The sequence below is a fragment of the Neisseria sp. CCUG12390 genome (assembly GCF_047837985.1).
Classification (GTDB): Bacteria; Pseudomonadota; Gammaproteobacteria; order Burkholderiales; family Neisseriaceae; genus Neisseria.
Genome location: NZ_CP181244.1, coordinates 755915 through 769742, shown reverse-complemented (window position 1 = coordinate 769742; position 13828 = coordinate 755915). Strand labels below are relative to the sequence as shown.

Below are 13828 nucleotides of genomic sequence, written 5' to 3'. Positions count from 1 at the left end.
ACCCACATCACTCAAGATAGAAAAAATGAATCCATCCCATCCGCAAACGCTCGTTGTTCATCCACTCAAGGCAGAAAACCGCGAATGGTTTATCCGTTCCCTGCAGCAGGCATTCCGTCAGGCATTTCAAGATGAGTTGGCGGAAAACGAAGAAATCATCAGCCGCGAAGAAATCGAAACCTGTATGCAGGGCGAACGGGCGCAATGCCTGCAGATTGAAGCCGGCGGCAGCATGGTCGGCGGCGCGGTGGTCAACATCAACCCGCAAACGCAGCATAACGGGCTGGAACTGTTTTTCATCTGCAGCAGCCGGCACGGCCAAGGCTTCGGACAACAGGCTTGGAAACTGATTGAGCAACGCTATCCGCAAACACGGGTATGGGAAACGCATACGCCCTATTTCGAAAAACGCAATATTCATTTCTATTTGAAATGCGATTTTAAAATCGTGGAATTTTATGTCGAGCAAAATCCGGCTCCCGACAAACCGGACAGCGGCAACCATGCCGTGCCTGACGAAATGTTCCGCTTTGAAAAGGAAATGAAATAAACCGCCGCCATACGACAGGCCGTCTGAAAACGTTTTTCAGACGGCCTCAACCTTTTTTGCATTCTGCCCCGCATAGGGTATGATAAAGCCTGATTTGCCCAGAGGCCGTCTGAAACATGAAACACGCTTTTATCCTCAGCGATTGCGACTATCCGGAATGCGACACCAAGCCGTTTGCGCTTTTGACCGCCAATCCGACCAAAATGCACCACTATGTCGCGCAAACCGAGCAGCGGCAGCATGCGCACAATGCGGACGTCGGCGCGCAGAACCAAAACGTTTACCGCCTGCCTGTCGCCCTGTTTCACAAGCCCTACCGCGGCGAAGCCGACAATGTGAACATCATCACCAATTTGGCCGCCAAAAACCTCTACACGCTGACTTTCGTCGAAGGCTCGCCCAATCAATACAATCTGGAAAGCTGGTTCAACCGCCACGAAAGCGGCTACGAAGATTCCTGCCAATTGCTGCGAACCCTGCCCGCAGGCCGTCTGAAAGCCCCCGATGCCGTTTGGCGGATTCTGCGCCTGAAACTGCTGGGCATCTTGCGCAATCCGAACAACCACAAAACCCTGTTCGCCCACCGGCTGCATCAGGCCATCCGCCGCCAACTGCCCGCCGTAAGCCGCGAATTCGTGCATTTGATCCGCGGGCGCGAGCCGAAACACATCGAAGCGGTTATGCAGGATTTCGGCTTTACCTTTACGGGTTACGTCGATTGGCTGTCGAATCTTTACAGTATGCTCAGCGACGGCGTTTCGCAGCCTTCCCTGTTCGAACAGATGTTCCGTTCCGCATTCGACACGCCCGAAGCGGTGAAAATCGAGCTTTACCGCTATCCCGACGAATCGGGTCTGTGTCTCTTTAACGACCGCTCGTTCTGCATTCAGGAATCGAAAAAGGAAATCAGCGTCGGCGTGAACATCGCCCACGATATGTTTGCCGTCGTGCACATCAAACCGGATTTGTGGCACGCATTGAAAAACGAGTTTCCCCACAGGCAAACCCGCAAACAGGGCGAAATCCACATTTCCGACCGCAACCAAACCCAACGCCTGACCTACAACCGCCTGACCGTCAAACAGGCGCGCGCCGCCGTGTACGGCCTGAGCCGCAACCGCCGCGATTATTTACCTGAATTGCCGTAAAGCCGGCATCGTTTCAAAACACTGCATCCGCAGTGCACAATATTTACAAAGGCCTTCAGGCCGTCTGAAAAAAGGAACACCATGAAAATCACCCCAGTCAAAGCCTTCAACGACAATTACATCTGGATGATTCAGGAAGGCAACCATGCCGTCTGTATCGACCCGGGCGATGCCACGCCGGTATTGAAATTCCTCGTCAACAGCCGCCTGATGCTCGCGCAAACCTGGATTACCCACCACCATGACGACCACCGCGGCGGCGCAGGCGCATTATGGCGCACCTATATGGAATCCCCCGTTTACGGCAACAGCGACATCCCCGAAGCTACCCACCGCGCCGAAGCCGGCCTGCAAATCCCGTTCGGCGACGGCCTGGCCACCGTTTGGGCGACACCCGGCCACACCGCCCACCATTTGAGCTATCTGTTTGAAACTTCAGACGGCCTGCACGTTTTCTGCGGCGACACCCTGTTCAGCGCAGGCTGCGGCCGCGTGTTCACCGGTACGGTAGAACAATTGTTCGACAGCTTCCTGCGCTTCAACCAATTGCCGGAAGACACTTTGTTTTACCCCGCGCACGAATACACCGCGTCCAACCTGCGCTTTGCCGCCCACATCGAACCGGACAACGCCGACATTCAGACGGCCTTGCGCGAAGCCGAATCCGCCGCCGCCCCCACCCTGCCCGTCACGCTTCTGCACGAGCGCACAGTCAACCCGTTCCTGCGCGTCGGTTTGCCGCAGGTTTGGGAACGCGTGGAAAATTTGAGCGGCAGAAAGTTTGAAACGGAATTGGAAGTCTTCGCCGCCTTACGCGAATTGAAAAATCATTTTTAAGGCCGTCTGAAACCTGATAGAGATTCGTAGGGTAGGCATTCATGCCCACAAGGTCGGAATTTGGAAAAGGCCGTCTGAAAAGTTTGATATTTTCAGACGGCATGGTTTATTTGCAAATAAAAGAAAAGCATGTAGATTGCGTGGGCAGCAAGTGCCCACCCTACCAATTTTAGACGGCATATTGCCCAAAACAGCTTCCGCCGTAGGGTGGGCATTCATGCCCACCAAATTCCTTCAAACCGTCAGCCGCGCAACCCAAATATTTTGCAGGCAGCAAGTACCCGTGCAAATAGGATTTTAAAAAGGCCGTCTGAAAACCGATATTCGGTTTTCAGACGGCCTTTCGATTGGTCCGGCATCCGCTCCAAAAACTATTTATTCCCATCTTTCTTCAAATCCACCAGCCGCGTTCCTGCCAAAAAATCATACAAAAACTGGCGGTCGGGATTCAGCAGCGCAAAGCCCCACGGCAGAATCAGCCAGAACAGCGCCGCGCCGAACGCACCCATCGGCGGAATATTCAGAAAATGGCGCAGTCCGGCATAGGCCAGCATGGGGATGAACACGACGAACACGCACGCCCACATGAACCGCAGGCGCAGTTGGTGGAGCGGCGGCTGCACGTTTTGCCGGTTGGCCAGGCCGATTTTCCATGTCTGCATGGCCAGCGTCTGGCCTTTTTGCAGCCAGTTCGTGCGGAAGTAGTACCACCAAAAGCCGAGCATCAGGATGCAGGTTGCAAAGCTGGACAAATACGTTGAAACCGGATTGAGGAAAATCGCCAGTATGCCGGAAAGAATCGCGGCAATGGCGGTCACGGCACCGACCAGCAGCATTTCGTACATCAGGGCGGCAAGGCGGCGTTTGAGGGAAACGGTGGGGAATCGGGTCATGGGAATGGCCGTGTACAAAGGCCGTCTGAACGGATGCGGAAACGGAAATCATCGGTTTCTGCCCTGTTTTCAGACGGCCTGACGGTTAAACAATCAACGGTGCGGACGGCGTTGGCCTTTGGCCTGCTGCGCCGCCATCTGGTTCATTTCCTGACGGGTCGGGCGTTTTTTGAACATGGCGTGCGCTTCGTCAACCGAACATTTCTGCGACAGGCAGATCAAGGTAATTGCGTCTTTTTGCGCCTGGCCGCCGCGGTGGTACATACGGCGCAGGTTGGCTTCGTTGATGCGGCCTTTTTCGGGATCGATGTCGAATTTTTTCAGGCGTTCGATAAACTGGCGTTGCTGGCGGCGCGATGTCCAGACAAAACCGCCGGCAGCCGCGGCCATAATCACGACGGCCAAAGCGATGGCAATCGGCCACGAGTCAACAATTAAGACCAGCAGCAGGCTCAAGACGGCGGTAGCCAAGACAATCAGGCCGCCCAAACGGATTTTTGCTTTTGTATCCATGAAGTGTTCCTTAAAACAGTTTGAGGCCGTCTGAAAAGTTTCCGCAGGGCTTTCAGACGGCCTTGGAATGATTTAACGCTATTTTACAGTATTTCAGGGTTGCGGGGGAAGACGGCCGGCAGGTTTATCCATTGACTTGATGCCGGCAACAGCGTGTTTGGCTGCCGCGCTTTTTCAGACGGCCAACCCCATGACCAGTTGCTTGAACTCCGTCCACGCGTCGCCGTCTTCCGCACCTTTAATCATGCGGTCGATTTTGGCGCAGGTTTGCAGGGCTTCGAGTAGGCGGCCGACGGGGATACGGTTGGCAGCCATCGGCGCGAGCGTCTGCTTGTCGCCCCACAAGCGCAGACTGTTGCGCAGGGATTGGATGTTCTGCCCCTGCTTCAACGCGGCGGTCAGGCGGATTAAGGTGCGGATGTCTTCGGCCACCGCCCACAGCAGCAATACCGGCTCTTCGCCTTCCGCTTCCAAGCCGTCGAGCAGACGCGCCACGCGCAGGGCATCGCCCTTCATCCACGCGCCCGCCAGTTGGAACACGTCGAAACGCGCCACATTCGCCACCGCCGCTTCTGCGTCGGCCATATTCAGCAGCGTGCCTTTCGGGTGCAGCAGCGCGAGTTTGTCGATTTCCTGCTTCGCCGCCAAAAGATTGCCCTCGACGCGTTCGGCAAACAGAGCCAGCGCGTCGGGTTCGATGTCCAAATCCCATTTTTTCAGACGGCCTTTAATCCACGCAGGCAGCGCGGCGGCGGTAACGGCTTTCGCTTCCAGCATCACGCCCTGCGCCGCCAGCGCGCCAAACCATTTGCCCTGCGTCTGCGCTTTCTCCAGCTTGGGCAGCATGATGACGGTAACGGTGTCTTCGGGCAGGTTTTGGGCAAACTGCTGCAAGGCCTCGCCGCCGTTTTTGCCCGGTTTGCCGTTGGGAATATGCAGCTCCATCAGTTTCAAATCGGCAAACAGACCCATGCTGCCCGCCGATTGCAGCCATTCGTTCCAATCGAAATTCGTGTCGGCGGTGTGCACTTCGCGGTTGAGATAACCCTGCCGCACCGCCGCCGCACGCAGAGTATCGAGTGCTTCAATCCGCAACAAATCTTCTTCGCCGTGAACCACATACAGCGGCTTGAGCGGCATATCGGCACTGAGCTGCTCGATATTCATCGCCGCCATTTACTGCGCTTTCAAAAAGGTGAGACGGCGCACGATTTGCTCGGCCGCGTCGGTGCGCATTTCCGACCAGATGGTTTGCTCTTCTTCCGCCTTGCCCAAAACTTCGCTGTCGGCATAATCCATGGCACGCTCCACCAGCACGCTCATCGGTTCGCCCACTGGCTCGCCGTTGCGTAAGGCTTGCGCTTCGACACGCAAAATCAGCAGGTATTCGTTGATGTCGGCGGCACGGGTGATGGTGTAGATGTCGCGGCGCATCTCGATGTGGGTTACATTGACCGACATTTGAGCTTCATCCGCTTTGACAGGGCGGCCGTCCGAACGGCGCAGGGCGTTTTCCAAAGCCTGCTGCAACGCGCCGCCGTTGACGTGCCAGTTTTGATACGGCAGCGGCTGCGACGTACCGGCCGTGCCTTTCAAATGGAAACCGCACGAAGCCAGCAGCAACACGGCGGCGGTAAGGATGATGTTTTTCATGTTGGGCTTCCGTTTCGGAGACGACAATAGCCGGATTATAGCGGATTATCAGGCCGTCTGAAATCTTCGGGGTTTCAGACGGCCTGATGTGCCGGGGCGTTTGGAACGGGCAGAACCGTGTTGACAGGGTGTGAATGCGGCATGACGGATTGAGGCCGTCTGAAAACAAAACGGACAAGGTTTTTCAGACGGCCTCAACCGTGATGTTATCGATAATAAACGGCGTATGGATAAAGTATCGCAACCGTTCCCGATAACGGCGTGGGATGCGCAAAAAATCCACTCAGACAGAGACCTTTGCAAAATGCCCATCTTTGGCACATTTCTGCGTTATGCGCTGCCCGAAAGTTACCTGTCTGAATGATGTCTGCACTTTCTGTGCCGCTATAACTTCGAACCGTACTCAAATGCGGGATTTTCAAAGGTATCAGGCCGTCTGAAAAGATTGTTTTCAGACGGCCCCGACTGCTTTTTGATATTTCAAATGCAAGCCTGTTTTTCCAACCAAACCACGCTGACCATACGGCCGGTCTGCCCGTCGCGGCGGTAGGAGAAAAAGGTATCGCGTTCCAATACGGTGCAGTGCGTGCCGCCGTAAACCATGTCCACCCCTTCGCATTGCAGCACCATCCTTGCCAAAGCGTAGATGTCGGCCAGATATTTGCCGCCGCCGATGGCTTCGAATGCGCTTTCGGCCTCGGGCATCTGCGCGGCGAATGCGTCGAACACATCCTGCCCCACTTCAAACGCCTCCGAACCAATCGCAGGCCCCAAATAAGCCATGATTTCCAAAGGCTGGACACCCATTGCCCGAACCGTGTTCTGCAACACGCCGCCGGCCAGTCCGCGCCAACCGGCATGAGCCGCGGCAACTACGGTGCCGGCTTTGTCGCAAAACAAAACCGGCAGGCAGTCGGCGGTCATGCTGGCGCAGGCGGCCTGGCCGGTCGTGTCCACGGCGGCATCAGCATCAATGAGCGCAGACACCGCATCTGCCGCGTTGACCGCGATATTGCTGTGGATTTGGTTTAAATAGGCAACGGGCAGGCCGACACGGTTTTGCACGATTTCGCGGTTGCGCGCGACATGTTCGGGATGGTCGCCGACATGCGTTCCGACGTTCAGGCTGTGAAACGGCTTTTCGCTCACGCCGCCGTTGCGCGTGGTGATTAAGGTTTTCACATTCGCAGGCGCAGGCCAGTCGGCCGTCAGGAAAATGCTGCCCTGCTCTTTAATCCCCAAAGTTTCGCTTAAGGTTTTCATGTCGCTCCTTATTTTTCAGACGGCCCCGCAGTCTCACAGGCCGTCTGAAAATCTTTCGTCAATCAGTTTGTTTTACACCGACAGGCCGTCTGAAAACCTAATCGCGTACATAAACGACCTCGACATCATAATCGTCTTCGTTCCAATCATCGTCGTCATCATTATCGAGCTTATCCTGCCATTCCTCTTCGTTGCTCAATGACGAATCCAAACCGGCCTCCAGACGCAAGACGGAAAGCAGATGATAAATGTCACCGGGCAAAGGAGCCTCAAACGAAACAGTTTCGTCGGTTTTCGGGTGGACAAAGCTCAAACGGTAGGCATGAAGGGCTTGGCGCGCACCCAGACTTTTTACCGCTTCTTTCACCGCATCGCTGCACGGATGGCGCGGATTACCGTACACCGGATCGGCCGCCAGCGGATGATTGGCTTCGCGCATGTGGACGCGGATCTGGTGGGTGCGCCCCGTTTCCAGCGAGCATTCGATATAGCTGTGCGACAGATAACGTTCCAATACTTTGACGTGGGTCACCGCCGGTTTGCCGCCGTATTTCACGACCGCCATTTTCAGGCGGTTGTGCGGATCGCGGCCGATTAAGGTGTCGATTTTGCCGTCAAACGGCACGATACCGTTTGCCACGGCGCGGTAAATGCGTTTCACCGTGCGCGCCTGAAGCTGCTGTACCAACGAATTCTGAGCAGGTAAAGTTTTGGCAACCACCATCAAACCGCTGGTTTCCTTATCCAGCCGGTGCACAATACCCGCACGCGGCACCTGCCCCAACTCGGGACAATGCGCCAATAAGCCGTTCAACAGCGTACCCGTCCAATTGCCTGCGGCAGGATGCACCACCAGCCCGGCAGGTTTGTTGATGACTATGACGGTATCGTCTTCATAGACAATATCCAAATCCATCGATTCGGGAACAAACGCCAGATTTTCTTCAGACGGCCTCACGGTGACGGCAATGTATTCGCCACCGATCATTTTGTCTTTGGGTTGCGCGGCTTTATCGTTTACAATGACCGCGCCGTCTTTAATCCACGCAGTCAGGCGGCTGCGCGAATAATCGGGCAGGAGTTTGGCCAACGCCGCATCCAAACGCAAACCGGCCATCTCGACAGGCACGGTCAATTTAACACAACTTTCTGCTTCAGGGGCTGCCGCAAAGTCTAAATCATCGCTATAATCGGCTTCATTATCAAAGGAAGTATTCTGCATGAAAAAAATTCTTTTATCTGTTTCTCTAAGTTTGGTTCTCAGCGCATGTGCCAATACGGGCACCGTCGATAAAGACGCTCAAATCACTCAGGATTGGAGTGTCGAACAACTTTACACCGAAGCACAAGATGAATTGAACAGCAACAATTATACGCGAGCCGTCAAGTTATATGAACTGCTGGAGTCACGCTTCCCCAATGGCCGCTATGCGCAGCAGTCGCAATTGGATACCGCCTATGCTTACTATAAAGATGACGAGCCGGAAAAAGCACTGGCCGCCATCGACCGCTTCCAACGCCATCACCCCCAACATCCGAATATGGATTATGCCTTATATTTGAAAGGCTTGGTTTTGTTTAACGAAGACCAATCATTCTTAAACAAATTGGCCTCGCAAGACTGGTCTGACCGCGATCCCAAAGCAAACCGCGATGCCTATCATGCATTTTCGCAATTGGTGGAACGTTATCCTAACAGCAAGTATGCATCCGATGCGACTGAACGCATGACCAAATTGGTCGATGCATTGGGCGGAAACGAAATTGCCGTAGCCCGCTACTACATGAAACGCGGTGCGTATATCGCTGCCATTAACCGCGCGCAAAAAATTGTTCAGCAATACCAAAATACACGTTATGTCGAAGAATCATTGGCCATGATGGAACTGGCTTACAAAAAGCTGGAAAAACCTCAATTGGCCGCGGACACACGCCGCATTTTGCAGCAAAACTTCCCGCAAAGCCCGTTTCTGACACATGAATGGCGCAACGGCGATATGCCGTGGTGGCGTTATTGGAAGTAATTAGATTATTGCCAAAACGCGTAACTAACCATAAAAAATTAGAGGCCGAGACTTTTGCAAAACTCAATTTGAACTGCACCCCAAAAGTTGGACACTCCCCCCCAACTTAGAAAGGTGCAGTTTTCCTATGTCCAAATATACACCAGACTTCAAATACCGAGCCGTACTCCATTACCACCAAGTGCACAGCCAACAGCGCACCGCAGACCATTTCAACGTCTCACGCACACACCTGCGCCGTTGGATCGCCGCCTATCGGGAAGGCGGCATCGCCGCACTTCAACACCCGCAGGCTGCGCTGATGAAGACCAAACGCAAGAATCCCTTTATCGTCGACAAACCCGACCATGAAAAAACTCAGGCAGCGCTGATTGAAGAGTTACGCTACATGAGGGCGGAGAACGACTACCTAAAGCACATGAAAGCCCTCAACGAAAAGAACGCCGCCAAAGCTGCGAAACCGTTCAAACGTTGAGGGCGAAGCACCCGCTGAAATACCTGCTGCACAGTGCCGGCATACCCAAAAGCAGCTTTCATTACCACATCGGCAAACCCGATCCTGATATGGAAGCCAAAGCGGCAGTGAGTGAAGTCTATTACCGGCACAAAGGCCGCTACGGCCATCGGCGGATTGCCGCCGTATTGTCGTGGAACAAAAAGAAAGTACAGCGCATTATGAAACTATTGGGGTTAAAAGCCAAAGTGCGCAGTAAAAAAGCCTACCGTCCGCAAGTCATAGGAGAAACGTCGAAAAACATCCTTAAGCGTGCATTTACTGCCGATAAAGCGGGAGTAAAATGGCTGACCGATGTGACCGGGTTCAAATGCACAGACGGCAAACTGTACTTATCGCCGATATTGGATGTGTTCAACCGCGAGATTGTGGCTTATGCGGTCAGCAGAAAGCCGGACAGCAAGATGGTCATGAAGATGCTGGATAAGGCATTCGGCCGTCTGAAAGGGCAAACGCCGCTGCTGCATTCCGACCAAGGTGTGCTTTACCGAACCGAGGCTTATCGGACGAAACTGGCGGAGAGAGGGATTGTGCAGAGTATGTCGCGCAAAGGCAATTGCTGGGATAACGCACCGATGGAGCGTTTCTTCGGTACATTAAAAGAAGAGAGCTTCCATCAGGAAGGGGCGTTATCGGTGGCAGAATTGACCCAAGTGATAGATGATTACATACATTACTACAATCATGAGCGTATCAGTTTGAATTTAAACAAGCTGAGTCCTGTGGCTTACAGAACCCAGCTTGAGCAGGCTGTTTGAGAAGGATTTTTAACTTGTCCAAGAATTAGGGGGACAGTTCAACCCAATCCATGCCGGCCCCGAGACTCTGTCCGGCATCCCCCCTACTTTTTCACGGCAGGCTGCGCAGCCTTCTTCACCGGCGCCGCAACCGTCGCCTCATTCCTCAGCTTCGAGAAGATCCCTTCCCCTATCCCCTTCACGTTTTTCAACTCGTCAACCGTCTTAAAATTCCCATGCTGTTTGCGGTACGCCACTATCGCCTTCGCTTTCGCAGGCCCCACACCCGGTAAAGCCGTCAGCTCGCTCTCCGAAGCCGTATTGATGTTCACCGCAGCACTGCTGACCGATGCTGCCAGCGTTGCCAACCCGTAGAAGAAGATCTTTTTCAAAGTACTGTGCATAAAACGTTATCCTTTGGTTATTCGTTACGGTTGATATTATATGCACAGATACTATTATTTACAACCGTTATTTGCTGTTTCCCATCCGCTCTTCTCTCCGAACAAAGTAAAAGCCCCTGAATTCTGTCAGGGGCTTTCTTAATGGGTGTTTGGCAGTGACCTACTTTCGCATGGAAGAACCACACTATCATCGGCGCTGAGTCGTTTCACGGTCCTGTTCGGGATGGGAAGGCGTGGGACCAACTCGCTATGGCCGCCAAACTTAAACTGTACAAATCGGTCAGCCGTTATGCAGTCTACTGCACTTATTTATTCTTTATCAACTTTTCGGTAATGAATGTATCATCAGTAAGCTTTTATCTTTGAAATTCTTCAAATGATAGAGTCAAGCCTCACGAGCAATTAGTATCGGTTAGCTGCACGCGTTACCGCGCTTCCACACCCGACCTATCAACGTCCTGGTCTCGAACGACTCTTTAGTGCGGTTAAACCGCAAGGGAAGTCTCATCTTCAGGCGAGTTTCGCGCTTAGATGCTTTCAGCGCTTATCTCTTCCGAACTTAGCTACCCGGCAATGCGACTGGCGTCACAACCGGTACACCAGAGGTTCGTCCACTCCGGTCCTCTCGTACTAGGAGCAGCCCCCGTCAAACTTCCAACGCCCACTGCAGATAGGGACCAAACTGTCTCACGACGTTTTAAACCCAGCTCACGTACCACTTTAAATGGCGAACAGCCATACCCTTGGGACCGACTACAGCCCCAGGATGTGATGAGCCGACATCGAGGTGCCAAACTCCGCCGTCGATATGAACTCTTGGGCGGAATCAGCCTGTTATCCCCGGAGTACCTTTTATCCGTTGAGCGATGGCCCTTCCATACAGAACCACCGGATCACTATGTCCTGCTTTCGCACCTGCTCGACTTGTCGGTCTCGCAGTTAAGCTACCTTTTGCCATTGCACTATCAGTCCGATTTCCGACCGGACCTAGGTAACCTTCGAACTCCTCCGTTACTCTTTGGGAGGAGACCGCCCCAGTCAAACTGCCTACCATGCACGGTCCCCGACCCGGATTACGGGTCTGGGTTAGAACCTCAAAGTCACCAGGGTGGTATTTCAAGGACGGCTCCACAGAAACTAGCGTTTCTGCTTCTAAGCCTCCCACCTATCCTACACAAGTGACTTCAAAGTCCAATGCAAAGCTACAGTAAAGGTTCACGGGGTCTTTCCGTCTAGCAGCGGGTAGATTGCATCTTCACAACCACTTCAACTTCGCTGAGTCTCGGGAGGAGACAGTGTGGCCATCGTTACGCCATTCGTGCGGGTCGGAACTTACCCGACAAGGAATTTCGCTACCTTAGGACCGTTATAGTTACGGCCGCCGTTTACTGGGGCTTCGATCCGATGCTCTCACATCTTCAATTAACCTTCCAGCACCGGGCAGGCGTCACACCCTATACGTCCACTTTCGTGTTAGCAGAGTGCTGTGTTTTTAATAAACAGTCGCAGCCACCGATTCTCTGCGACCCTCCAATGCTTACACCGTAAAGGCTTAACATCGAAGGGCATACCTTCTCCCGAAGTTACGGTATCAATTTGCCGAGTTCCTTCTCCCGAGTTCTCTCAAGCGCCTTAGAATTCTCATCCTGCCCACCTGTGTCGGTTTGCGGTACGGTTCTGATTCAACTGAAGCTTAGTGGCTTTTCCTGGAAGCGTGGTATCGGTTACTTCGTGTCCGTAGACACTCGTCGTCACTTCTCGGTGTTAAGAAGACCCGGATTTGCCTAAGTCCTCCACCTACCGGCTTAAACAAACTATTCCAACAGTTTGCTAACCTAACCTTCTCCGTCCCCACATCGCATTGAATCAAAGTACGGGAATATTAACCCGTTTCCCATCGACTACGCATTTCTGCCTCGCCTTAGGGGCCGACTCACCCTACGCCGATGAACGTTGCGTAGGAAACCTTGGGCTTTCGGCGAGCGGGCTTTTCACCCGCTTTATCGCTACTCATGTCAACATTCGCACTTCTGATACCTCCAGCACACTTCTCAATGCACCTTCTTCGGCCTACAGAACGCTCCCCTACCATGCCTTGCGGCATCCGCAGCTTCGGTTACAGATTTGAGCCCCGTTACATCTTCCGCGCAGGACGACTCGACCAGTGAGCTATTACGCTTTCTTTAAATGATGGCTGCTTCTAAGCCAACATCCTGGCTGTCTGGGCCTTCCCACTTCGTTTACCACTTAATCTGTCATTTGGGACCTTAGCTGGCGGTCTGGGTTGTTTCCCTCTTGACAACGGACGTTAGCACCCGCTGTCTGTCTCCCGAGGAGCAACTTGATGGTATTCTTAGTTTGCCATGGGTTGGTAAGTTGCAATAACCCCCTAGCCATAACAGTGCTTTACCCCCATCAGTCTCATACTCGAGGCACTACCTAAATAGTTTTCGGGGAGAACCAGCTATCTCCGAGTTTGTTTAGCCTTTCACCCCTATCCACAGCTCATCCCCGCATTTTGCAACATGCGTGGGTTCGGTCCTCCAGTACCTGTTACGGCACCTTCAACCTGGCCATGGATAGATCACTCGGTTTCGGGTCTACGCCCAGCAACTCTTCGCCCTATTAAGACTCGGTTTCCCTACGCCTCCCCTATCCGGTTAAGCTCGCTACTGAACGTAAGTCGTTGACCCATTATACAAAAGGTACGCAGTCACGGAACATGTCCGCTCCCACTGTTTGTATGCATCAGGTTTCAGGTTCTGTTTCACTCCCCTCCCGGGGTTCTTTTCGCCTTTCCCTCACGGTACTGGTTCACTATCGGTCGATGATGAGTATTTAGCCTTGGAGGATGGTCCCCCCATATTCAGACAGGATTTCACGTGTCCCGCCCTACTTGTCGTATACTTAGTACCACCGATGAAATTTCGAATACGGGACTATCACCCACTATGGTCAACCTTCCCAGGTCGTTCTTCTATCTCAACGGCTATTATATACAGGCTCCTCCGCGTTCGCTCGCCACTACTTGCGGAATCTCGGTTGATTTCTTTTCCTCCGGGTACTTAGATGGTTCAGTTCTCCGGGTTTGCTTCTCCAAACCTATGGATTCAGTTTGGGATACTGCACTGAATGCAGTGGGTTTCCCCATTCGGACATCACCGGATCAAAGCTTTATTGCCAGCTCCCCGATGCTTTTCGCAGGCTTACACGTCCTTCGTCGCCTATCATCGCCAAGGCATCCACCTGATGCACTTATTCACTTGACTCTATCATTTCAAGAACCTCTTTG

13 protein-coding genes and 2 rRNA genes are annotated in these 13828 nt (G+C 53.2%); 6 read left to right on the top strand and 9 right to left on the bottom strand.

The window, feature by feature from the left end; genetic code table 11:
* Positions 1–25 precede the first annotated feature (25 nt).
* From ACM67E_RS03595 to gloB, 3 genes are all read left to right on the top strand, one after another.
* Positions 26–550, top strand: a complete 525-nt coding sequence (locus ACM67E_RS03595) for a GNAT family N-acetyltransferase (RefSeq protein WP_416192247.1) — start codon at positions 26–28, stop codon at positions 548–550.
* Between the two features lie 116 nt (positions 551–666).
* A complete protein-coding gene (locus ACM67E_RS03590) occupies positions 667–1698 on the top strand; it encodes a hypothetical protein (protein WP_416192246.1) in 1032 nt (343 codons plus the stop codon).
* Positions 1699–1779: 81 nt separating this feature from the next.
* Positions 1780–2535, top strand: coding sequence for a hydroxyacylglutathione hydrolase (gene gloB / locus ACM67E_RS03585; protein WP_416192245.1), 756 nt, complete (start codon positions 1780–1782; stop codon positions 2533–2535).
* A gap of 371 nt (positions 2536–2906) precedes the next feature.
* Here gloB and ACM67E_RS03580 read toward each other — a convergent pair whose 3' ends face one another.
* From ACM67E_RS03580 to rluD, 6 genes are all read right to left on the bottom strand, one after another.
* Positions 2907–3428 carry an RDD family protein gene (locus ACM67E_RS03580; protein WP_416192244.1) on the bottom strand — a complete coding sequence of 174 codons (522 nt, stop codon included), beginning with the start codon at positions 3426–3428 and terminating at the stop codon, positions 2907–2909.
* Positions 3429–3521: 93 nt separating this feature from the next.
* On the bottom strand, positions 3522–3941 hold the full coding sequence (locus ACM67E_RS03575) for a hypothetical protein (RefSeq protein ID WP_416192243.1): 420 nt from the start codon (positions 3939–3941) through the stop codon (positions 3522–3524).
* 174 nt (positions 3942–4115) lie between these two features.
* Entirely contained in the window at positions 4116–5117 is a 1002-nt protein-coding gene (gene holA / locus ACM67E_RS03570; RefSeq protein ID WP_416192242.1) for a DNA polymerase III subunit delta, read from the bottom strand.
* Complete coding sequence (lptE, locus tag ACM67E_RS03565) at positions 5118–5594, bottom strand: LPS assembly lipoprotein LptE (protein ID WP_416192241.1); 477 nt, start codon at positions 5592–5594, stop codon at positions 5118–5120. It lies immediately after the preceding gene.
* Between the two features lie 480 nt (positions 5595–6074).
* On the bottom strand, positions 6075–6857 hold the full coding sequence (pgeF, locus tag ACM67E_RS03560; RefSeq protein ID WP_416192240.1) for a peptidoglycan editing factor PgeF: 783 nt from the start codon (positions 6855–6857) through the stop codon (positions 6075–6077).
* Between the two features lie 97 nt (positions 6858–6954).
* Entirely contained in the window at positions 6955–8079 is a 1125-nt protein-coding gene (gene rluD / locus ACM67E_RS03555) for a 23S rRNA pseudouridine(1911/1915/1917) synthase RluD (protein ID WP_416192239.1), read from the bottom strand.
* Between rluD and ACM67E_RS03550 the strand changes: the two genes are divergently transcribed.
* The 3 genes from ACM67E_RS03550 (at position 8078) to ACM67E_RS03540 (ending at position 10153) form a co-directional block, all read left to right on the top strand.
* On the top strand, positions 8078–8881 hold the full coding sequence (locus ACM67E_RS03550) for an outer membrane protein assembly factor BamD (protein WP_416192238.1): 804 nt from the start codon (positions 8078–8080) through the stop codon (positions 8879–8881). The genes rluD and ACM67E_RS03550 overlap by 2 nt on opposite strands.
* A gap of 127 nt (positions 8882–9008) precedes the next feature.
* Positions 9009–9356, top strand: coding sequence for a helix-turn-helix domain-containing protein (locus tag ACM67E_RS03545; protein WP_416192237.1), 348 nt, complete (start codon positions 9009–9011; stop codon positions 9354–9356).
* Complete coding sequence (locus tag ACM67E_RS03540; protein WP_416192236.1) at positions 9353–10153, top strand: IS3 family transposase; 801 nt, start codon at positions 9353–9355, stop codon at positions 10151–10153. Before ACM67E_RS03545 ends, ACM67E_RS03540 begins: the two co-directional genes overlap by 4 nt.
* Positions 10154–10236: 83 nt before the next feature.
* Here ACM67E_RS03540 and ACM67E_RS03535 read toward each other — a convergent pair whose 3' ends face one another.
* From ACM67E_RS03535 to ACM67E_RS03525, 3 genes are all read right to left on the bottom strand, one after another.
* Positions 10237–10536, bottom strand: a complete 300-nt coding sequence (locus ACM67E_RS03535) for a ComEA family DNA-binding protein (RefSeq protein ID WP_416191716.1) — start codon at positions 10534–10536, stop codon at positions 10237–10239.
* 147 nt (positions 10537–10683) lie between these two features.
* A 5S ribosomal RNA gene (gene rrf / locus ACM67E_RS03530) occupies positions 10684–10797 on the bottom strand.
* Between the two features lie 120 nt (positions 10798–10917).
* Positions 10918–13805, bottom strand: a 23S ribosomal RNA gene (locus ACM67E_RS03525).
* Positions 13806–13828 lie beyond the last annotated feature (23 nt).

Bases quoted from the DNA above. Each gene is read 5' to 3' on its own strand.
- ACM67E_RS03595 (WP_416192247.1), top strand. From the start codon at position 26: ATGAATCCATCCCATCCGCAAACGCTCGTTGTTCATCCACTCAAGGCA.
- ACM67E_RS03590 (WP_416192246.1), top strand. From the start codon at position 667: ATGAAACACGCTTTTATCCTCAGCGATTGCGACTATCCGGAATGCGAC.
- gloB (WP_416192245.1), top strand. From the start codon at position 1,780: ATGAAAATCACCCCAGTCAAAGCCTTCAACGACAATTACATCTGGATG.
- ACM67E_RS03580 (WP_416192244.1), bottom strand. From the start codon at position 3,428: ATGACCCGATTCCCCACCGTTTCCCTCAAACGCCGCCTTGCCGCCCTG.
- ACM67E_RS03575 (WP_416192243.1), bottom strand. From the start codon at position 3,941: ATGGATACAAAAGCAAAAATCCGTTTGGGCGGCCTGATTGTCTTGGCT.
- holA (WP_416192242.1), bottom strand. From the start codon at position 5,117: ATGGCGGCGATGAATATCGAGCAGCTCAGTGCCGATATGCCGCTCAAG.
- lptE (WP_416192241.1), bottom strand. From the start codon at position 5,594: ATGAAAAACATCATCCTTACCGCCGCCGTGTTGCTGCTGGCTTCGTGC.
- pgeF (WP_416192240.1), bottom strand. From the start codon at position 6,857: ATGAAAACCTTAAGCGAAACTTTGGGGATTAAAGAGCAGGGCAGCATT.
- ACM67E_RS03550 (WP_416192238.1), top strand. From the start codon at position 8,078: ATGAAAAAAATTCTTTTATCTGTTTCTCTAAGTTTGGTTCTCAGCGCA.
- rluD (WP_416192239.1), bottom strand. From the start codon at position 8,079: ATGCAGAATACTTCCTTTGATAATGAAGCCGATTATAGCGATGATTTA.
- ACM67E_RS03545 (WP_416192237.1), top strand. From the start codon at position 9,009: ATGTCCAAATATACACCAGACTTCAAATACCGAGCCGTACTCCATTAC.
- ACM67E_RS03535 (WP_416191716.1), bottom strand. From the start codon at position 10,536: ATGCACAGTACTTTGAAAAAGATCTTCTTCTACGGGTTGGCAACGCTG.